Raw genomic sequence first — 18,846 nt, 5'->3', positions numbered from 1 at the left:
CGGGAGGGGCCGCCCGGTCGGGGGCGGCCGTCACCGGGCCGAGCGCTCGGCGCGGCCGGGTGTCGCTGGGGGAGGGCTGGGGGCCTGGCCCCGGGTCAGCTGCGGGTCAGCGACAGAGCGCGCTGTCGGTGCGGACCAGGTCGATGACCGGCCGGCCGACCAGCAGGAGGGCGTGCAGCACCGTGGACCGCGGGGCGGTCGTGGTGGTCTCCATGTCGTCTCCTCGTCCCCCGCCGTCGGGCGGGGCTGCACTTGCGACAGTCGTGCACCGTCGCCAGGTCGTCACCCGGGGCACCCCGCCGCAGTGGAGGGTTGCCGGCCAGCGAGCCGGGGCTTGTCGCTGGCACTCAGGACCTGGGAGGAAGCTAGGAGACGAGAGGCCGATACGTCAAACCCGATCGACTTGGTAGACAATGGGTGTCGTCACCCCGTCCCGGAGAGGAGTCACCGTGTCCCGCACCCCGCTCGTGCGCCGTCGGCACGTGGACCTCCAGCGGACCGGGAGCGCGCTGTGTCGGTGCCGGCAGGTCCCCGCGCCCTGACCCACCGCACCCTCCCGGAGCACCCGTGACCAGCACGTCCCCCTCCGCCGTCGCCCTCGTCGGCGCCGGTCCCACCGCCCTCGGCGTCCTCGAACGGCTGGTCGGCCGCGCCGCCGGCCGCCCCCTGGTCGTGCACCTGGTCGACCCGCACCCGCCCGGCGGCGGACGGGTCTGGCGGACCGCCCAGTCCGAGCTGCTGTGGGCCAACTCACTGGCTGCCGACATCACCGTGCTGCCCGACGCCTCGGTCGCCGTCGAGGGCCGGATCGGGGCCGGCACGACGCTGTGGCAGTGGGTCGAGCAGACCGGTCGCGGCCTGCCCGGGGACGTCGGGGTCGAGGCCCGGCGGCTGACGGCGACGTCCTTCCCCTCGCGCCGACTGGTCAACGGGTACCTGGGCTGGGTGCTCTCGACGCTGGCCGCGTCCCCGGGGGTGACCGTGCACCGGCACGCCACCCGTGCGGTCGACGTGCTCCGCGGCCCGCGGGTGGTGCTGGCCGACGGCCGACACCTGGACGTCGACGTGGTGGTGCTGGCCCAGGGCCACCTGGACGCACTGCCCTCCGACGCCGAGGCCGAGCTGGCGCGACGGGCCCGGGAGCACGGGCTGGGCTTCGTGCCCACCGGGTACACCGCCGACCTGGACCTGTCCGCCCTGCGGCCGGGGGAGGACGTGCTGGTCCGCGGAGCCGGACTGGCCTTCGTCGACCTGGTCACGCTGCTGACCGGCGGCCGCGGCGGCACGTACCACCGCGACGCCGACGGCCGGCTGGTCTACGCGCCCTCGGGGCGGGAGCCGGTGCTGCACGTGGGGTCCCGCCGCGGGGTGCCCTACCGGGCCAAGCTCGGCTACGCCTGGGCCGGCCCGCCGGTGCCGCTGCACGCCTTCACCCCCGACGCGGTCACCGCCCGGTTCGGCGACCGCCCGCTGGACCTGCGCGCCGACCTGGCCCCGCTCCTCGTCCGGGAGCTGGAGTGGGCCCACCTCACCGAGCTCTTCCGCGCCCACCCCGACCGGGTGCGGGAGCCCTGGGAGGCCTTCGCGGTGCAGTGGCGAGCCACCGAGGACCCCGCCGCGGCGGCCGCGCTGGTCGCGCGCGCGGTGCCCGACCCGGCCGACCGGTTCGACCTGGCCGCCCTGGACCGCCCGCTGGCCGGGCGCGCGTTCGCCGACGCCGGCGAGCTGCAAGGCTGGACCCGCGCGCACGTACGGGCCGACCTCGCCCGCGCCGCGGACCCCGCGTACTCGATGGACGCCGCGGTCTTCGTGGCCCTGCTGCAGTGCCACGGCACCGTCGCCGCGCTGGCCCGCAGCGGCCTGCTCACAGACCGCTCCGCCCGCGAGGACGTCGCCGGCTGGTGGATGAACCTCTTCAGCTACCTGGCCAGCGGGCCGCCGTCCCCCCGGCTGGAGGAGCTGCTGGCGTTGTCGGAGGCCGGCGTCGTCCGGTTCACCGGCGCCGACACCGCCGTCACCCTGGAGGACGGCGCCTGGGTGGCCCGCTCCGTGAGCGTCCCCGGGACGACCAGCGGGACCGCGCTGGTGGAGGCCCGGGTGCCGGCGGTCGACGTCGAGCGCACCACCGACGAGCTGGTCCGCCGGTTGCTGGTGCGCGGGGTCGCGGCCGAGCAGCCCGGCACCGGCCGGCTGCACGTGGACGCCGCGCACCGGCTGGTCTCCGCGCTGGGGGAGCCCGCCGCCGACGTCTTCGCGGCCGGGTTCTGGACCTCCGGCGCCCCCGTCGCCGCGTTCGCCCGGCCGGGCACGAACGCCCCGTTCTTCGGTCAGAACGACGTCCTGGCCGCCGGGGTCTGGGCGGCGCTGGACCGGGTCTCGCGGGTCGCCGCGGCCTGAGGGGCGACCGTCCCGCCGTGGGCGGGACGGTCGCGGTCTGTGGACGGCGCCCCGGTTGTGGACGACGGCGCCCGCGGGGTCCCCGTCGACTGCTGGGGTCGGGCCTCCACACCCCAGGAGGCACCCGTGACCCGCACCCCCGCCGACAGCGCCGAGGAGTTCGTCGCCGAGCTCGCCGAGACGCTCACCGCACCCACCGCCGGTGAGTGCGTGCTCTGCTACTGCGCCCGGATGGTCGGCCAGTTCGGCTGCGCCGGCTCGCCGCGCTGGGCCCGACGGTGGCGCGATGCCCGGGCGCCCCGGGCCACGGCCCTGCTGCGTCGCCTGCAGGAGCGGGGAGGGTGGTGCGACTGCGAGGTCTTCCTCAACGGCTGGCACCTGCGGGAGGACCTGCTGGTCGTGGACGAGGACACCGGCGAGCTGTGGCTGCCCGAGGCGGACCCGCCGTGCGAGGGCGTCCGGGCCGGGTCGGCCCAGCCCTGCGACCTGTGGCAGCCCCGCAGGCCGGGCTGGTGAGACAGCCGGGCAGACTCCGGTCATGGGTCAGGTCGTCGCCACCGCAGAACGGGTCGTCCACGCACCCGCCGACCGGGTGCAGGCCGCACTCGCCGACTACGCCGGCACCCGCCGGCGGATCGCCGGGCCGCAGTTCAGCGAGTACCGGGTCGAGTCCGGCGGGCAGGGCGCCGGCACCCGGGTGCACTGGAAGCTGGCCGCGACCGAGAAGCGGGTCCGCGACCAGGTCGTCTCGGTCTCCGAGCTGCCCGACGGCGGCGGGCTGGTCGAGTCCGACACCCACTCCTCCATGGTCACCACCTGGACTGTGCACCCGGCCGACGCCGGCGTCACCACGGTGCGGGTGCGCAGCACCTGGGACGGGGCCGGCGGCATCGGCGGGTTCTTCGAGCGCACCTTCGCGCCCCGGGGCCTGCGCCGGCTCTACGACGGCGTGCTCGACCGGCTGGACGCCGAGCTCGCCGGCAGCTGACCCGGCTCACGGGCGCGGGGCGCGCACACCGGGGACCATGGGCCGGGTGACCGCCCCCTCCGCCGTCGACCCCGCCGTCGCTGTCGCCGGGCTCGACGAGCTCGCCGCGCTGGTCGGCAACGGGAACACCGTGGTGCTCTCCGGCGCCGGGCTGTCCACCGACTCCGGCATCCCCGACTACCGGGGGGCCACGGGCGCGCGGCAGCGCCGGCACACCCCGATGACCTGGCAGACCTTCACCCGCGACCCGCAGGGCCGGCACCGGTACTGGGCACGCAGCTTCGTGGGCTGGCGGCAGATCGAGCAGGCCCGGCCCAACGCCGGCCACCGCGCGGTCGCCGCGCTGGAGCACGCCGGGCTGCTCGGCGGTCTGATCACCCAGAACGTCGACGGTCTCCACCAGGCCGGCGGGGCCACCGACGTCCTCGAGCTGCACGGCGGGCTGGACCGCACGGTCTGCCTGGCCTGCGGGGACGTCGCCGACCGAGCCGCCCTCGACGTGCGGCTGCGGGAGGCCAACCCCGGGTTCCGCCCGGAGCCGCTGGACGACCGGGTCAACCCCGACGGCGACGTCGAGCTGCCCGAGTCCGCCCTCGACGAGTTCGTGATGGTCGACTGCCTGGCCTGCGGGGGTGGGCCGCTCAAGCCCGACGTCGTCTTCTTCGGCGAGACCGTGCCGCCCGAGCGGGTGGCGCGGTCCTACGAGCTGGTCACGTGCGCCCGCTCGCTGGTCGTGCTGGGCTCCTCGTTGACCGTCATGAGCGGTTTCCGGTTCGTGCTGCGGGCGGCCAAGGAGGGCATCCCCGTGGCGATCGTGAACTCGGGCCCGACCCGCGGGGACGACAAGGCCGACGTCCGGGTGGACGCACCGCTGGGCACCGTGCTCCCCGAGCTCGCCCGCCGGCTCGTCCGGTGACCCGGGAGGTCGAGCACACCGCCGACGGTCGGTGGATCGTCGTGGACGGACGGCGGTGGCGGGCGCAGGACCCGAGGCTCCCCGACGACGTCCGTGAGCAGCTGCTGCACCACCTGGGCCTGGGTCGCAGCGGCGTGCGGACGGCGAAGCGGGCCGGCGACGAGGACGCGGTACGCGCGGCCCGGATGGTCGTGCAGGCCGCGAAGACCGGGCTGGGGGAGCGCGGGCAGGCGTGGTGGGAGCAGTCCGACGACGCCCGGCGGGACCGCTGGGAGGCCGCGCTCGCCGCGCTGGACCGCACGGACTGACCCAGACTGGAGCGGGTGCAGACCTTCCTCCCCGTCGCCGACTTCGCCGGCAGTGCCCGGCTGCTGGACGCCCCCCGGCTGGGCAAGCAGCGGGTCGAGACGCTGCAGGTGCTGCGGGCCCTGGAGCTGCCCGACTACGGCTGGGCCACCCACCCGGCGGTCCGGATGTGGCGAGGGCGGACGCCGGGTCTGGTGCGCTACGGGCTGGAGATGGTGGCCGAGTGGACCGCGCGCGGGTTCGCCGACAGCACCGCCGCGCTGATCGGGGAGTTCGCCCCCGGGGTGGGCAACCAGGCCGAGCTGGCGCTGGCCGGCCAGCTGCCGTCGTGGCTGGGTGACGAGGCGCTGCACCGCTCGCACCGGTCGAAGCTGCTGGCCAAGGAGCCGCAGACCTACCGGTCGCTGTTCCCCGACGACCCGGACGACCTGGACTACGTCTGGCCCGAGCCCGACGACCTGCCGCCGGCACCGGCACCGGAGGGCACCGCGGTGTGGGTCGTCCGGCCGCGGGCCCACCCGGAGCTGGGCGCCGCGCTGTCCGCCGGGGTCGTCGGGCTGGGCACCCAGGCCGGGGTGGACGTCGACGCGACGGGCCTGGAGCTGGCGGAGCTGCGCGCCCTGGCCCACGAGCTCACCGGCAAGCGGCCGGCCAAGGACCTCCGCCAGCTCGCCGCGCTCGTGCACGAGGTCGCACCCGGTGACCCGGTGGCGGTGCCCGTCGCCGGCGGCACCGGCCTGCTGCTGGGCGAGGTGACCGGCGACTACGCCCACCAGGGCCGCGAGCTGCTGCCGCACCGGCGGCCGGTCCGCTTCGACCGGGTGGTGCCGCGCTCGGCGGTCCGCCCGCCCGCCGCGATGCAGGACCCGCGGGCGCTGTTCCGGGTCACCGTGGACCCGGCGGTCGTCACCGGCCCCTGAGCGGGCCGGCGACCCGGTCGCTCACGCGCCCGGCAGCGGCACGTTCTGCAGGCGCACCTGGCCCCGGGCCACGGTCTTGCCGTCCTCGGCCCGGGTGAGGGTCACCAGCCACAGCTGCAGGGTGCGGCCCTGCTGCACCGGCTCGGCCAGCACGTCGAGGCGGCCCTCGGTGGCCGGGCGGAGGAAGTCGGTCGAGTTGTTCACGCCGACGGCGAACTGGCCGCGGTCGGCGACGGCGGCGCTGGCCCCGATGCTCGCCGCGGACTCGACGACCGCCGCGTAGACGCCGCCGTGCACCACGCCCCACGGGGTGTGCTGGTGCGGGCCGAGCTCGACCGTGCCGGTGACCCGGGTGCCGGTCATCTCGTCGGGGGTGAACCCGGTGGCGGTGACGAAGGCGCTGGCGCCGGCGAGATCGGGGCCGGTCACGGGGTCTCCTCGGGGGCGGGGGGCGGGAGGGGGGCGTCCCAGACCAGGCAGAACGGGTGGCCGACCGGGTCGGCGTACACCCGGAAGTCCCCGCCGGCGCCGGGCAGCCGCCGGCCCCCGAGGGCGAGCACGGCCGGTTCGGCGGCGTCGATGTCGGCGACCCGGACGTCGAGGTGGGCCTGTTGCGGCCGGGTCGGGTCGGGCCAGTCCGGCGGCTGCAGGTCCGGGGCCTGCTGGAAGGCCAGTCGGTAGCCGGCACCGGTGACCACGACCCAGTCGTCGCCGGGGCCACCGCGGACCTCCATGCCGAGCAGGTCCGCGTAGAAGGTGGCGAGCGCGTGCGGGTCGGGGGCGTCGATGACGAAGGAGTGCAGCTGGCCGATCACGAGCGCCATCCTGACCCGGCCGGCGGCCGCGGGACAGTCGGGGTCCGGTCGCGGACCGCCGTGATCGGGCCACCCGGGCTGCGGGGGGCGCGGCCGGTGTCGGACGATCGGGGCATGACCGCACCCGTGCTGGGCTCGCTGACCTGGGTCCCCGCGACCGATCGCGCCGACCTCCTGGCCGCCCCCGTGGCCGCCGTGCTGGCCGGGCTCACCGCCCCGGTCTGGGTCGCCGAGATCGACGACGACCTCGCCGACACCGCGGCCTTCACCGACGCCTACGGCGTGCCGGCCGCGGCATCGGCCAACTGCGTCGTCGTCGCGGCCCGCCGCGGCGCCGAGACCACGCTGGCCGCCTGCTTGGTGCTGGCCACCAACCGGGCCGACGTCAACGGACTGGTGCGCCGCCACCTGGGCGCCCGCAAGGCCTCCTTCGCCCCGCAGGACGTCGCCGTCGCCGAGAGCGGGATGGCCTACGGCGGCATCACCCCGGTGGGGCTGCCGTCGTCCTGGCCGGTGCTGGTCGACGCGGCCGTGGCCGAGGCCGAGCTGCTCGTCGTCGGCTCGGGGACCCGCGGGTCCAAGCTCGCCGTCCCCGGTGCGGTGCTGGCCGGCCTGCCCGGCGCCGTCGTGCTGGAGGGGCTGGGTCAGCCGGTCGGCTGAGGGCGGCCGACCGTGGCTAGCGTGCGGGGCGTGTCGACCAGCCAGCACGCCGAGGAGCCAGCCGACGACGTCCCCGGGGAGAGGGCACCGGCACCTCCCGTCCGCCGCGAGCGGGCGCCCGACGACTCCGACGTCGGCTGGGGCGAGCGCCCCGACGAGCGCGACGAGGACCGCCGGTACCTGGAGGACCGCCCCCCGCACTGGGGCAGCGACTGACGGAGGCCCCCTCGCGGCCCGCCCGGCGGGCGGGGTGCGAGGAGGCCTCCGGCGCGGGTGCGGTCAGAGCTGGCCGGGCAGCACCGTGGTGCCGGGGCCGATCGGGTTCTCCTTCTGCGGCAGGTCCTGCTGGGAGCGGAGCAGGTCGCGGATCTCGACGAGCAGCTCGACCTGGGTCGGGCCGACGGGGCCGGCCTCCTCGCCGGACTTGCGGCGCTCGAGGAGCTTCTTCATCGGCAGGACGACGACGAAGTACACGACGGCCGCGGTCAGCGCGAAGGTGATCAGCTGGTTGACGAACGCCGCCCAGGTGAACTCCTGGCCGTCGACGACGAAGCTGCCACCGTCGACGCCACCGCCGCCGATGAGCCCGATGAGCGGCTCGAGGAAGGAGGTGGTGAAGGAGGTGACGACGGCGGTGAAGGCCGCGCCGATGACGACGGCGACCGCGAGGTCGACGATGTTGCCGCGGAGCAGGAAGTCCTTGAAGCCCTTGAGCATGGTGCGCACCTCAGTCGACGCAGGGTGACCGCCGGACCACGAGGGGTCCGGCCGGTCATGGCGGGCCGAGGGTAACGGTGAGTGTCGCATCGGTGGACGCCGCTGCGAGGTCGGCGGCGACGGGCCCGGGCACCGCGAGGACCAGCAGGCCCGAGCCGGTGTCGGACACCCCGGGAGCGGGGTCGGCGGGAGCACCGACCGCGAGGACCAGGGCGCCGGTGGCGACGACCTGCACCGGGACCCCGGGCCGTCCGGCGAGCACGTCGACCCGGTCGCCGGCCCGCAGCAGTGCGGCGACGCCGAGGTCGGCCAGGCGCACGGGGGCGGCCACCTGGCCGGCCGGCACCGCGGCCCAGAGCGCCGGGCCGACGAGCCGGACGTCGGTCACCGCCTCGCCCCGCCGGACCGGTGCGGCCAGCGTCCGCCCGACCAGCCCGTCCGGCGCCGCGGCCGAACCGGCAGCCGTCGTCCCGGCCGGCAGCTCGACAGCGGTCAGGTCACCGGCGGTGAGCACGGTGCCGGCGGGCAGGTCGGCCGAGGCGACCACCACGACGGTGACGGGTCCGACTGCGGCGGTCACGGTTGCCGGGGCCGGCGGACGCACGGCCAGCACCAGCGCGCCGCAGGCCAGCAGGGCGGCCGCCACCCGGCGCAGCAGGTGGGCCGGGTGGCGGGGACGGCGGGACCAGGGTGGGGGCACCGGGTGAGCCTCACCCGGTGCGGCCGGTCAGCCGGCGTCCGCGGGGGAGCTGTGGAGGACACCCCCGGGTGTGGACGACGGGCGGCGGACGGGCCGCCGGCCGTGCCTCAGGAGGAGGGCGTGCTGCTGCTCGAGGACGAGCTGCTGGACGACCCGCTGGTCGAGGAGCTCGACGACGAGGACTCCTTGCTCGGCGACGAGCTGCCGGAGGACTCCTTCGACCCCGACGACGAGGACTCCTTGGAGCCGCCGGACTCCTTGGACGCCGAGGAGGTGCTGGAGGTCTTCGAGCCCGACTCCCGGCTGTCGGTCCGGTAGAAGCCCGAGCCCTTGAAGACGACGCCGACCGACCCGTAGACCTTGCGCACCGGGGCGCCGCACTCGGGACAGACCGCGACCGCCGGGTCGGTGAACGACTGGACCACCTCGAACTCGTGCTTGGTCTCGGGGTTGGTGCAGGCGTACTGGTACGTGGGCACGGCGGTGTCACTCCTCGTCGGGCTGGGAGCCGGGCTGGCACTCCCACCCGGCGACTGCCAATCATGCGCCTCGGGGTCCGATGCGTCCACGACCGGTCGGCCACATCACGCCCGACGGGCAGCGGGCGGCCGGGATACCGTGCCGGGCGTGCCCTCTCCCTGGCTGGACGACCGGCAGCAGGAGACGTGGCGGGCGTGGCTGGCCGTCGCCGAACTGCTGCCGCGGTCGCTCGACGCCCAGCTGCAGCGTGACGCCGGCCTGACCCACGCCGCCTACGTGGTGCTGGCCATGCTCAGCGAGGCTCCCGGGCGCAGCCGGCGGATGAGCAGCCTGGCCCGGCAGGCCAACCAGTCCCAGAGCCGGTTGTCGCACACCGTGGCCCGGCTGGAGGACCGCGGCTGGGTCCGCCGCGAGCGCGCCGCCGACGACGGGCGGGGCAACGTCGCCGTCCTCACCGACGCCGGGTGGGACGTGGTCCGGCAGGTCGCGCCGGGGCACGTGCAGGCCGTCCGCGAGGGCCTGTTCGCCGCCCTGACCGAGGACCAGACCCGCCAGCTGCACGACGTGCTGGCGACCGTGCTGGAGCACCTGGACCCCGACGCCGGCCGGCGCACCGACGCCTGACCCCGGCCCGCCGTGGGGCGGACCGGGGCCGTGCGCCCGGCGGGGTCAGCGACCCAGGTGCCGGTAGCGCTGGGTCCGGCTGCGACGCCGCTCGACGTCGTCGCGGCCCAGCAGCCCGGCGAGCTCCTCGGCCAGCACCCGACCCAGCCGGCGGCAGAACTCGGTCGGCTCGTCGGCGGCGTCGGGCCGCTCTGGCACGACCCGGTCGACGATCCCGGCGCGCCAGAGGTCGGTGGCGCGCACGCCCTGGGCGGCGGCCATCTCCCCGGCGTGGTCGGTGTCGCGGTGCACGATCGCCGAGGCGCCTTCGGGGGGCAGCGGGCCCAGCCAGCCGTTGGCCGCGGCCAGCACCCGGTCGGCCGGCACCAGGGCCAGCGCGCCGCCGCCGGTGCCCTGGCCGAACAGCACCGCCAGCGTCGGGGCCTGCAGCATCACCAGGTCGGCCAGGCAGCGGGCGATCTCGGCGGCCAGCCCGCCCTCCTCGGCCTCCACCGACAGCGCTGCGCCGGGGGTGTCGATGAGGGTGACCAGCGGCAGCCGCAGCTCGTCGGCCAGCCGCATCCCGCGCCGGGCCTCCCGCAGCGCCGCCGGGCCCAGCGGCGCCGACAGCGACTGCCCGCGCCGGTCCTGCCCGAGGACGACGCAGGGCGCGCCGCCGAACCGGGCCAGGGCCAGCAGCAGCCCGGGGTCGGACTCCCCGGCCCCGGTGCCGTTGAGCGCGACGACGTCGGTGGCCGCGGTCCGCAGCAGCCGGCGGACGCCGGGCCGGTCGGTCCGCCGTGACGCGGTGACGACGTCCCACGCCGAGCGGCCGTCCTCCGGGTCGTCGGCGTCGGTGCCGTCGCCCTCGACCGGTCCCTCCACCTGGGCGCCGCGGTGCCAGGTGCCGCGGGCGGCGAGCACCCGCAGCGCCCGGTCGGCGACGTCGGCGATCTCCTCGGCCGGGACGACGGCGTCGATGAGGCCGCGCTCGGCCAGGTGCTCGGCGGTCTGCACGTCGGGCGGGAAGGGCTCGCCGTAGAGCGACTCGTAGACCCGCGGGCCGAGGAAGCCGATGGAGGCCCCGGGCTCGGCGATGGTCACGTGGCCCAGCGAGCCCCAGGAGGCCAGCACGCCGCCGAAGGTGGGGCTGCGCAGGTAGACCAGGTAGGGGAGCCCGGCCTCCTTGTGCCGGGCGATGGCGGCGGTGATGCCGATCATCTGCAGGAAGGCCACGGTGCCCTCCTGCATCCGGGTGCCGCCGGACACCGGGGCGGCCAGCAGCGGCAGGCCCTGCTCGGTGGCCCGCTCGACCGCGGCCATCAGCCGCTGCGCCGTCGCGACCCCGATGGAGCCGGCCAGGAAGCCGAACTCCCCGGCGACGACGGCGACCCGGCGCCCGCGCAGCAGGCCCTCCCCGGTGACGACGGCCTCGTCCTGCCCGGTCTTCTCCGCGGCGCGGGCCAGGTCACGGGCGTAGTCGTCGTCCACGGTGCGGGCCGGGACGGGGGTGTCCCAGCTCTTCCAGCTGCCCGGGTCCAGCACCAGGTCGCGCAGCGACCGGGCGTCCAGCCGCCGGGGCTTCGCCGGGGGCGGCGGGACGGCGGCGTCCAGGGCGCTCACGTGGCGTGCCCGTCCTCGACGTCGTCGCCCTCGGGCTGGGGGACGCCCTCGGTCGGCCCGGCCAGCCAGGCGCGGATCGCGTCGCCGTCGGCGCCCAGGACCGGGGGAGCGGTGTGCGTGCGGCGCGTGGTCTCGGTCTCGCCCTGGGCGGAGGGGGCGAAGAAGCGCAGCGGCGGCCCGGGCAACTGCACGGTGCCCAGGGTCGGGTGGTCGACGTCCACGAGCAGGCCCTGGGACAGCGTCTGGTCCCAGCCGTAGACCTCGTCGATCGTGCGGACCTTGCCCGCCGGGACGCCGGCCGCCGACAGCCGGGCCAGCAGCGTCTCGGCGTCGATGTCGGCGAAGGCGGTCTCCAGCAGCTCGATGACCCGCTGCCGGTCGCCCACCCGCTCGGCGTTGGTGACCAGGCCGTCGGCCTCGGCGTCCAGGTCGAACTCGGCGCACAGCTTGCGCCACAGCGACTCGCTGCCGCAGGAGAGCTGGACGCTGCCGCCCTCGGCGCAGTGGAAGAGGCCGTAGGGGGCGATGGAGGGGTGGTGGTTGCCCTGGGCGTGGCCCACCTTGCCCGCCACCGTCCACGCGGTGCCCTGGAAGGCGTGCACGCCGACGACCGCGGCCAGCAGCGAGGTGCGCACGACCTGCCCGCGGCCCGTCTTCTCCCGCTCCAGCAGGGCGGCGAGCACGCCGTAGGCGCCGTACATGCCGGCCAGCAGGTCCCCGATCGGGACGCCGACCCGCTGCGGGTCCTCCGGTCCGGACCCGGTGAGCGACATCAGCCCGGCCTCGCCCTGGGCGATCTGGTCGTAGCCCGCGCGCCCGCCCTCGGGGCCGTCGTGGCCGAAGCCGCTGATCGCCAGGGTGACCAGCCGGGGGTTGAGCTCGGCGAGCACGTCGGTGCCGAAGCCCAGCCGGGCCAGGGTGCCGGGCCGGAAGTTCTCCAGCAGCACGTCGGCCCGGCGCAGCAGCTCGGTCAGCGTCGCCTTGTCCGCCTCGTCCTTGAGGTCGAGGGTGATCGACTCCTTGTTCTTGTTCGTCGACAGGAAGTACGTCGACTCCCGCGCGGCGCCCTCGGGCTCCATGAAGGGCGGGCCCCAGCCGCGGGTGTCGTCCCCGCTGCCGGGGTTCTCCACCTTGAGCACGCGGGCGCCGAGGTCGCCGAGCATCATCCCGGCGTGCGGGCCGGCGAGGGCCCGGGTGAGGTCGACGACGAGCACGCCGTCGAGGGGTCCTGCGCTCATGTTCTCTCCTGTCTGCGGGGTGGGTCAGAGCCAGCCGGGGACGACGAAGACCAGCCAGGCCACCAGCGGCCCGACCACCACGACGACGCCGGAGTAGGCGAGCATCTGCTTGTAGAAGCGGTCCCGGTCGACGTCCTGGGCGTTGGCCAGGACGAGTGCGCCGTTGGTGGAGAACGGGCTGACGTCGACGATCGTGGAGGCGATGGCCAGTGCCACGACGACGCCGACGGCGCCGATCTGGCCGGCCATCAGGAAGGGCACGGCCAGGGAGATGGCGACGCCGATGATGGCGGTGGAGCTGGCGAAGGCGCTGACCACGGCGCCGATGTAGGCCAGCAGCAGGGCCACGACGAGCGGGGCGCCGATCGAGGTGACGCTCTCACCGACGTAGGCGATGGTGCCGGCCTCCTGCAGCACGTAGACGAAGCTCAGCACGCCGGCGATGAGCAGCACGGTGGACCAGCTGATCTGCATGACCGCGCCCTTGTGCCGGGCGGCGGAGAACAGCGCCAGCACGGTGGCGATGGTGATCGAGACGAAGCCGATGTCCAGGTCGAAGACCAGCGCCAGGACGGCGAGGGCGACCAGGCCGACCAGGGTCAGCACCTGCTCGACGGTGACCCGGCCGGTCGCCGTCCGCTCGCTGGTGTCCACCGAGGACCCGGCCGAGGTGCCGTGCCCGCTGATCACCGGGTCGCCGGCGCTGCCGTCGGGGGCGGTGGTCTCCTCGGCGGGGAGCTCGTCGGTGACCTTGCGGCCGATCAGCTGCCGCCCGCCGAAGACGACGAACAGGACCGCCGCGATGGCCAGGTTGAAGAACAGGCTGGCCAGGAAGACGGTGATCGGGGAGGAGGGCAGGTCGTTGTCGGCGACGATGTTGTTGACCGTCACGCCGTAGACGCTGATCGGGGAGAACCCGCCGCCCTGCGCGCCGTGGACGACCATCATGCCCATCAGCAGCGGGTTGATCCGGTACTTCGCGGCGAAGCCCAGCGCGATCGGGGCGATGATCGCCACCGCCGCGGGGGACAGCGCGCCGATCGCGGTGAGCACCGCGGTGACCGCGAACATGATCCACGGGATGAAGGCGACCCGGCCGGCCACGAGCTTCACCGCCCCGCGGACCAGCAGGTCCACGGTGCCGTTGTTCTGGGCGATCGCGAAGAGGTAGGTGACCCCGATCAGGGTCAGCACCAGCTCCCCGGGGAACCCGGCCAGGATGTCGTCGGTGGTCATCCCGACGGCGAGGGTGCCGACCAGGAAGGCGGCCACGAACGCGAGGGCGCCCATGTTGATGGGCAGGAAGGTGGCGATCGCGAAGATCGCCACCAGCGCGAGGATCGAGATGATCTCGGGTGACACGGTCGGCTCCCACGTCGTCGGAGGGCGGTGCTGGATGGCTGTGTGCCGGGTGGCTGTGTGCCGGCTGTGATCGTGCTCGTGCTCGGGCCGGCGAGCACCTCGGACGAGGCGGCTCAGTGTCTCAGTGGCCTAGCCTCTCGACCACGAGGCTACTGTGTCAACCGTCACGCTGGATCGGCACGGGAGGTGCGGTGAGCAGCAGTCCCGCCCCGTTGCGGCGCAACCGGCTCTACGAGCAGGTGGTGCGCGAGCTGCTGACCTGGGCGTCCGCCGCCGGGCTGGGTCCCGGCGACCGGCTGCCGGCCGAACGCGAGCTGGCCGCCTCGCTGGGGGTCAGTCGCGCCACGCTGGCCCAGGCGCTCGTCGCCCTGGAGGTGACCGGGGTGGTCGCCGTCCGGCACGGCGACGGCACGGTGCTGCTCCTCCCGCCGCGGACCGAGTCGGTGCTGGCCGCGCTGAACGCCCGCCGTGAGGACCTCGGTGACGTCATCGAGGCCCGGGAGGCCCTGGAGGTCCGGCTCGCCGCGCTGGCCGCCCGCCGGCGCACGGCGGCCGACCTCGGCGAGATCGACGCGGCCCTGGCGGCGATGACCGCCGACGTCGACACCGGCGGCCGCGGGGTCGACGGCGACGAGCGGTTCCACGCCGCCGTCACCGCGGCCGGGCACTCGGCGCTGCTGGCCCGGTTCATGGCCGAGATCAGCGACCGGGTCCGCGAGAGCCGGATCGAGTCCCTGGCCCAGGAGGGCCGCCCGCACCGGTCGCTGGACGGGCACCGGGCGATCGCCGAGGCGGTCCGCGCCGGTGACGAGCAGGCTGCGGCGGCCGCGATGGCCGCGCACATCCGGATGGTCTCCGACGTCCCGCTGCTGGGCGGCGGTCAGCCCGGCAGCTGACGCCAGCCCGACGACGGGGTCACCACGGCGGTCAGCCGGACGTCGTGCGGCCCGCCCGGCACCGCGGGCAGCAGCTCCTCGTCGAAGACCACGCCGACCAGCACGGCGTCGGGACGGGCGTGGGTCAGGGCCCGGTCGTAGAACCCGCCGCCGCGGCCCAGTCGCGTGCCGTCGGCGCCCACCGCCAGCGCCGGGACGACGACGACGTCCGCCCCGCCGAGCGCTCCGGCGGGGAGCCGGGGCCCGACCGGTTCGAGCAGGCCGAACCGGCCGGCCGCCAGCCCGGCCCCCGACCAGGCCCAGCCCAGCGTCGCGCCCCGGTCGGGCACCACGGGCAGCAGGACCCGCTGGCCGAGCGCACCGGGCAGCTCGCCGTGTCCCGGTTCCTCGGCGGTGGGCACGTACCCCGCGACCACGACGCCGTCGACCAGTCGGGTGCCGAGGTGCGCGGCGACCGCCCGGGCCGCCGCGACCCGCCCCGCGGGTGTGCGGTCGGCACGTCCGGTGAGGAGCCGGGCGCGCAGTGACACCTTCGCGCTCACCACGTCGGGGGAGTCGGCCACGACCGGAGGCTAGCTAGGGTCGTGTCATGTCGAGCCCGACCCCTCGTCCCGCCCGCAAGGCAGTCATCCCGGTCGCCGGGATGGGCACCCGGTTCCTGCCGGCCACCAAGGCCGTGCCCAAGGAGCTGCTGCCCGTCGTCGACCGGCCGGCGCTGCAGTACATCGTCGAGGAGGCGGCCCGGGCCGGGCTCGGCGAGGTGCTCATGGTGACCGGCCGCAACAAGGCCGCCATCGAGGACTTCTTCGACCGCGCGCCCGAACTCGAGGCCGCGCTGGAGAAGAAGGGCGACCAGTCCCGGCTGGACGCCGTGCACGAGTCCACCGACGTGGCGCAGGTGCACTTCGTCCGCCAGGGCGAGGCCAAGGGCCTGGGCCACGCGGTCCTGCAGGCCGCCGCCTTCGTCGGTGACGAGCCCTTCGCGGTGCTGCTGGGCGACGACCTCATCGACGCCCGCGACCTGCTGCTGGAGCAGATGCTGGCCGTCCAGGCCGAGCACGGCGGCTGCGTCATCGCGCTGCTGGACGTGGGCGCGGAGAACATCGACAAGTACGGTGCCGTCGCCATCGAGGACGCGCCGCAGACCCCCGCCGGTGACGGCGACGCCGTCGTCCGGATCACCGGCATGGTCGAGAAGCCCCCGAGGGAGGAGGCGCCCTCCTCCCTGGCGATCATCGGCCGCTACGTGCTGGCCCCCGAGGTCTTCGACGCCATCCGGGCCACCCCGCCCGGCCGCGGCGGGGAGATCCAGTTGACCGACGCCCTCCTGGCCCTCGTCGAGCAGGGCGTCCCGGTGCACGGCGTGGTGTTCTCCGGCCGCCGCTACGACACCGGGGACAAGCTGGACTACCTCAAGGCCGTCGTCCGGTTGGCCGTCGAGCGCGACGACCTGGGCCCGGCCCTGCGCCCGTGGTTGCGTGACTTCGTCGCCGACCTGCCCGCCGAGGGCGCGTCGCCGGCCTGACCGGGCGCCCGAGGGGGCACCATCGGTCACCGGTGCGGTCGGTCAGGACCCACCCCGCGCACGGACGACGTCGCGGCGACGCAGGCCCAGGAGCTCGCAGACGGTGGTGGGGATGACCGAGGACAAGTCACGCGGGTGGTTCCGGGGGTCCCGGGACACCACCCAGATCGACCTCGGCACCGGGGCGCCGGTCGGCGTCCAGCCCACCCAGCAGATCGGCGGCGTCCGGGGCCCGGCGACGACGCCGGCCCCGGCGCAGCACACCGTGCAGGTCGACCGGGACGTCGCCGTCCCGGCGCCCGCGGTGTCCTCCGGGGACCGTGACCCCGACCCGGCCGCGGACACCGGTGAGTTCGCCGCGGACCCGGGTCGGGTGCGCACCGTCGAGCAGCACCTGGACCTCATCCTCGCCGCGGCACCGACCCCGGACCCCATCGAGCTGGCCGTGCTCGACGCGCAGGGCCTGCTCTGCGCCGAGCACGTGGTCAGCAGCCGGGACCTGCCCGCCTTCGACCAGGCCGGTCTGGACGGCTACGCCGCCCGCGCCTTCGACGTCCACGGTGCCTCCTTCGAGCAGCCGGTCACCCTGGCCGTGGTGGGGGAGTCCGTGGCCGGGGCCGCCGCGCCGACGTCCATCGGGCCGGGGTTGACCCAGAAGGTCGCCGCCGGCGCGATGCTGCCGACCGGGGCCGACGTCGTCGTGCCCGCGGTCTGGACCGACCAGGGCGCGGCCCGGGTCGCCGTGCAGGCCGAGCTCGCGCCGGGCAGCTACGTCCGCCGCACCGGGGACGACGTCGCGGTCGGCGACACCGCCGTCGGTGTGGGCACCCCCATCGGCCCCGCCCAGATCGCCCTGCTGGCCGCCGTCGGCCGCGAGCGCGTGCTGGTGCGCCCCCGCCCCCGCGTCGCCGTGCTGTGCGCCGGCAGCGAGCTGGTCGACGTGGGCACCACGCCGGTCCCCGGCCAGGTCGTCGACGTCAACAGCTACGCCCTCGCCGCGGCCGCGCGCGACGCCGGCGCCGAGGCCTACCGCTCGGGCATCGTGCCGGCCGACCGGCGCCGGCTGGTGGAGCTGCTGGAGAGCCAGTTGCTGCGCAGCGACGTCGTCCTCATCGCCGGCACGTTCGCCGGGGGCGGGTTCGACCTGGTGCAAGAGGCGCTGGCCGAGCTGGGGCACGTCGAGTTCACCCAGGTCGCCATGCACCCCGGTCCGGTGCAGGCCTTCGGTCGGCTGGGTCGTGACGGCGTGCCGGTCATCTGCGTGCCCGGCGAGCCGGTGGCCGCGTTGGTCGCCTTCGAGGTCTTCGTCCGCCCGGCGATCCGGCTGATGCTGGGCAAGCGCCAGCTCTTCCGGCGCACCGTGCAGGCCGTGTCGGCCCAGCAGCTGCTCTCGCCCTTCGGCTACCGGCAGTACCTGCACGGCCAGGTCATGCGCCACCCCGACGGCGGGTACGTCGTCGAGCCCGTCGGTGGCGGGGACAGCGGCAGCGACGCGGTGCTGGCCCGGATGGCCCGGTCCAACTGCCTGATCGTGGTGGACGAGGACGTCACCGAGGTGTCTCCCGGCGGACTGGTGACGGTCATGCCGATGCTGCTGGGCGGCTGAGCCATCGGCGCGCTCTTCGGGGACCCGGTGCTGCACCCGGGGTGGCCCGCGGAGCTGGGTCACGGTGACGTCGAGCTGCACCCGCTGCGTCGCTCGGACGCCGACGCCTGGTCCCGGCTGCGCCGGGAGAACGAGGCCTGGCTGAGCCCCTGGGAGCCCTCCGCGCCGGCCGGGTGGGCGCAACGGCACACCCCGGCGGTGTACCGGGCCATGCGCCGGGCCGCCGGGCGCCGGGCCCGGCTGGGCAGCTCGCTGCCCTTCGCGATCCGGCACCGGGGCCGGCTGGTCGGTCAGGTGACGGTGGACAACGTGGTCCGCGGTGCGCTGCGGTCGGGTCACCTGGGTTACTGGATCGACCGCGCGGCGGCCGGCCAGGGCGTGGCGTCGCTGGCGGTGGCCCTGGTCTGCGACCACGCGTTCGGACCCGCCGGGCTGCACCGGCTGCAGGCCGACGTGCGACCGGAGAACGGGCCCAGCAGGCGGCTCGTGCAGCGCCTGGGGTTCACCGAGGAGGGCCTCCTCCGGTCCTACCTGGACATCGACGGCGCCTGGCGGGACCACCTGGCCCACGCCCTGCTCGCCGACGACCACCCGCACGGCGTGCTGGCCCACTGGCAGCGGTCCGCCCCGGCCTGACCGGGCCCGCACGACCCCTGCGACACGCCGGGAGGGACGACACGCCGTCGACACACGACACGACACGACGAGAACGCGGTGCGCCTCCCTCGTCCGGGGGAGCGGGGGCCCTAACGTGCGTCCCGAGTGACCCGTGTGACTCGTGTGGCGCCAGGGATCGGCGCCGCACACACGGGTGCCAAGGACGGATGCGGGGTGGTTCGCGATGGGTTCGGGTGTTCTGCTGGCCGCTCTGGTCGTGCTGTGGTTCGTGGTGCTGGTGCCGATGGTGGTCACCCGCGGCGACGCAGCACCGGCCCGGGCCGGAGCGACGGGAGCGGGTCGGACGCTCCAGCGCCGACGCGTCGTCGACCCGGTCGTCCACGCCGACACCGAGCGTGTCGCCATCGACCGGTCCGCCCTGCGCAGCAGTGGTGAGCTGCAGGTCGACGTGCACGCCGTCCGGCGTCGCACGCTGG

Annotated in this window: 23 protein-coding genes, 2 pseudogenes and 1 riboswitch; of the genes and pseudogenes, 16 read left to right on the top strand and 9 right to left on the bottom strand. The window is 75.8% G+C overall.

The features are described 5' to 3' along the window. Nucleotides 1-243: 243 nt before the first annotated feature. Nucleotides 244-355: riboswitch (SAM riboswitch) on the bottom strand. 58 nt (nt 356-413) lie between these two features. The 7 genes from AC0IVP_RS20675 (at nt 414) to AC0IVP_RS20645 (ending at nt 5,527) form a co-directional block, all read left to right on the top strand. Next, nucleotides 414-542: a putative leader peptide gene (locus AC0IVP_RS20675; protein WP_369800009.1), complete on the top strand. Its 129-nt coding sequence runs from the start codon at nt 414-416 to the stop codon at nt 540-542. A 25-nt stretch (nt 543-567) separates the two neighbouring features. Next, nucleotides 568-2,397, top strand: a complete 1,830-nt coding sequence (locus AC0IVP_RS20670; protein WP_471759045.1) for an FAD/NAD(P)-binding protein — start codon at nt 568-570, stop codon at nt 2,395-2,397. A gap of 126 nt (nt 2,398-2,523) precedes the next feature. Next, a complete protein-coding gene (locus AC0IVP_RS20665) occupies nt 2,524-2,913 on the top strand; it encodes a DUF2695 domain-containing protein (protein WP_471759043.1) in 390 nt (129 codons plus the stop codon). A 22-nt stretch (nt 2,914-2,935) separates the two neighbouring features. Further along, nucleotides 2,936-3,385, top strand: coding sequence for an SRPBCC family protein (locus AC0IVP_RS20660; protein ID WP_056293120.1), 450 nt, complete (start codon nt 2,936-2,938; stop codon nt 3,383-3,385). Nucleotides 3,386-3,422: 37 nt separating this feature from the next. Continuing rightward, nucleotides 3,423-4,301 (top strand): NAD-dependent protein deacetylase, encoded by an 879-nt coding sequence (locus tag AC0IVP_RS20655; RefSeq protein ID WP_471759041.1) that lies wholly within the window; start codon nt 3,423-3,425, stop codon nt 4,299-4,301. After that, nucleotides 4,298-4,609 (top strand): biopolymer transporter Tol, encoded by a 312-nt coding sequence (locus AC0IVP_RS20650; RefSeq protein WP_471759039.1) that lies wholly within the window; start codon nt 4,298-4,300, stop codon nt 4,607-4,609. Before AC0IVP_RS20655 ends, AC0IVP_RS20650 begins: the two co-directional genes overlap by 4 nt. Nucleotides 4,610-4,624: 15 nt before the next feature. Beyond that, nucleotides 4,625-5,527 (top strand): MSMEG_6728 family protein, encoded by a 903-nt coding sequence (locus tag AC0IVP_RS20645; protein ID WP_471759037.1) that lies wholly within the window; start codon nt 4,625-4,627, stop codon nt 5,525-5,527. 21 nt (nt 5,528-5,548) lie between these two features. Here the strand turns inward: AC0IVP_RS20645 and AC0IVP_RS20640 are convergent, their stop codons facing one another. Together AC0IVP_RS20640 and AC0IVP_RS20635 are read right to left on the bottom strand one after the other, a co-directional pair. After that, on the bottom strand, nt 5,549-5,956 hold the full coding sequence (locus tag AC0IVP_RS20640; protein WP_471759035.1) for a PaaI family thioesterase: 408 nt from the start codon (nt 5,954-5,956) through the stop codon (nt 5,549-5,551). Beyond that, nucleotides 5,953-6,342 carry a VOC family protein gene (locus tag AC0IVP_RS20635; protein ID WP_471759033.1) on the bottom strand — a complete coding sequence of 130 codons (390 nt, stop codon included), beginning with the start codon at nt 6,340-6,342 and terminating at the stop codon, nt 5,953-5,955. The genes AC0IVP_RS20640 and AC0IVP_RS20635 overlap by 4 nt, the downstream gene beginning before the upstream one ends. A gap of 114 nt (nt 6,343-6,456) precedes the next feature. On the opposite strand from AC0IVP_RS20635, the gene AC0IVP_RS20630 reads away from it, so the two are divergent. Continuing rightward, nucleotides 6,457-7,002: a YbaK/EbsC family protein gene (locus AC0IVP_RS20630; protein WP_471759031.1), complete on the top strand. Its 546-nt coding sequence runs from the start codon at nt 6,457-6,459 to the stop codon at nt 7,000-7,002. A gap of 30 nt (nt 7,003-7,032) precedes the next feature. Continuing rightward, nucleotides 7,033-7,218, top strand: a complete 186-nt coding sequence (locus tag AC0IVP_RS20625; protein WP_157519234.1) for a hypothetical protein — start codon at nt 7,033-7,035, stop codon at nt 7,216-7,218. A gap of 63 nt (nt 7,219-7,281) precedes the next feature. Here the strand turns inward: AC0IVP_RS20625 and mscL are convergent, their stop codons facing one another. Both mscL and cpaB read right to left on the bottom strand, forming a co-directional pair. Continuing rightward, nucleotides 7,282-7,719 (bottom strand): large conductance mechanosensitive channel protein MscL, encoded by a 438-nt coding sequence (gene mscL / locus AC0IVP_RS20620; RefSeq protein ID WP_056294737.1) that lies wholly within the window; start codon nt 7,717-7,719, stop codon nt 7,282-7,284. Nucleotides 7,720-7,774: 55 nt separating this feature from the next. Beyond that, nucleotides 7,775-8,419, bottom strand: coding sequence for a Flp pilus assembly protein CpaB (gene cpaB, locus AC0IVP_RS20615; protein ID WP_056293089.1), 645 nt, complete (start codon nt 8,417-8,419; stop codon nt 7,775-7,777). A 120-nt stretch (nt 8,420-8,539) separates the two neighbouring features. Here cpaB and AC0IVP_RS20610 point away from each other — a divergent pair, with 120 nt between their 5' ends. After that, nucleotides 8,540-8,737 carry a hypothetical protein gene (locus tag AC0IVP_RS20610; RefSeq protein WP_471759047.1) on the top strand — a complete coding sequence of 66 codons (198 nt, stop codon included), beginning with the start codon at nt 8,540-8,542 and terminating at the stop codon, nt 8,735-8,737. A gap of 14 nt (nt 8,738-8,751) precedes the next feature. On the opposite strand, the pseudogene AC0IVP_RS20605 reads toward AC0IVP_RS20610, so the two are convergent. Then, nucleotides 8,752-8,898 (bottom strand): annotated as a pseudogene (locus AC0IVP_RS20605) (FmdB family zinc ribbon protein); the annotation flags it as partial. 148 nt (nt 8,899-9,046) lie between these two features. Between AC0IVP_RS20605 and AC0IVP_RS20600 the strand changes: the two are divergent. After that, nucleotides 9,047-9,523 carry a MarR family winged helix-turn-helix transcriptional regulator gene (locus AC0IVP_RS20600; RefSeq protein ID WP_056294733.1) on the top strand — a complete coding sequence of 159 codons (477 nt, stop codon included), beginning with the start codon at nt 9,047-9,049 and terminating at the stop codon, nt 9,521-9,523. Between the two features lie 45 nt (nt 9,524-9,568). Here the strand turns inward: AC0IVP_RS20600 and AC0IVP_RS20595 are convergent, their stop codons facing one another. The 3 genes from AC0IVP_RS20595 to AC0IVP_RS20585 are packed head-to-tail and all read right to left on the bottom strand — an operon-like array spanning nt 9,569 to nt 13,725. Next, nucleotides 9,569-11,125 carry a carboxyl transferase domain-containing protein gene (locus AC0IVP_RS20595; protein ID WP_471759029.1) on the bottom strand — a complete coding sequence of 519 codons (1,557 nt, stop codon included), beginning with the start codon at nt 11,123-11,125 and terminating at the stop codon, nt 9,569-9,571. Continuing rightward, nucleotides 11,122-12,363: a CaiB/BaiF CoA transferase family protein gene (locus AC0IVP_RS20590; RefSeq protein ID WP_471759027.1), complete on the bottom strand. Its 1,242-nt coding sequence runs from the start codon at nt 12,361-12,363 to the stop codon at nt 11,122-11,124. The genes AC0IVP_RS20595 and AC0IVP_RS20590 overlap by 4 nt, the downstream gene beginning before the upstream one ends. Nucleotides 12,364-12,387: 24 nt before the next feature. Then, nucleotides 12,388-13,725 carry an SLC13 family permease gene (locus AC0IVP_RS20585; RefSeq protein ID WP_056293076.1) on the bottom strand — a complete coding sequence of 446 codons (1,338 nt, stop codon included), beginning with the start codon at nt 13,723-13,725 and terminating at the stop codon, nt 12,388-12,390. 191 nt (nt 13,726-13,916) lie between these two features. Between AC0IVP_RS20585 and AC0IVP_RS20580 the strand changes: the two genes are divergently transcribed. Continuing rightward, the gene (locus AC0IVP_RS20580; protein ID WP_082556746.1) at nt 13,917-14,621 is read left to right on the top strand and encodes a FadR/GntR family transcriptional regulator; all 705 of its coding nucleotides are present in this window, start codon (nt 13,917-13,919) and stop codon (nt 14,619-14,621) included. Here the strand turns inward: AC0IVP_RS20580 and AC0IVP_RS20575 are convergent. After that, nucleotides 14,606-15,184, bottom strand: coding sequence for a 5-formyltetrahydrofolate cyclo-ligase (locus AC0IVP_RS20575; protein WP_471759025.1), 579 nt, complete (start codon nt 15,182-15,184; stop codon nt 14,606-14,608). The two genes, AC0IVP_RS20580 and AC0IVP_RS20575, sit on opposite strands and share 16 nt — an antisense overlap. A 26-nt stretch (nt 15,185-15,210) precedes the next feature. On the opposite strand from AC0IVP_RS20575, the gene AC0IVP_RS20570 reads away from it, so the two are divergent. The 4 genes and pseudogenes from AC0IVP_RS20570 to AC0IVP_RS20555 all read left to right on the top strand — a co-directional run. Beyond that, complete coding sequence (locus AC0IVP_RS20570; RefSeq protein WP_056293069.1) at nt 15,211-16,146, top strand: UTP--glucose-1-phosphate uridylyltransferase; 936 nt, start codon at nt 15,211-15,213, stop codon at nt 16,144-16,146. 112 nt (nt 16,147-16,258) lie between these two features. Beyond that, on the top strand, nt 16,259-17,752 hold the full coding sequence (glp, locus tag AC0IVP_RS20565) for a molybdotransferase-like divisome protein Glp (protein ID WP_471759023.1): 1,494 nt from the start codon (nt 16,259-16,261) through the stop codon (nt 17,750-17,752). A 27-nt stretch (nt 17,753-17,779) separates the two neighbouring features. Then, nucleotides 17,780-18,388, top strand: coding sequence for a GNAT family N-acetyltransferase (locus AC0IVP_RS20560; protein WP_157519232.1), 609 nt, complete (start codon nt 17,780-17,782; stop codon nt 18,386-18,388). A gap of 205 nt (nt 18,389-18,593) precedes the next feature. Beyond that, nucleotides 18,594-18,846: pseudogene (locus AC0IVP_RS20555) on the top strand (hypothetical protein); the annotation flags it as partial.

The sequence above is a fragment of the Klenkia sp. AC732 genome (genome assembly GCF_979256525.1).
Note: the sequence above shows the minus strand (reverse complement) of the source record. Positions and strands in the feature narration are given on the sequence as shown.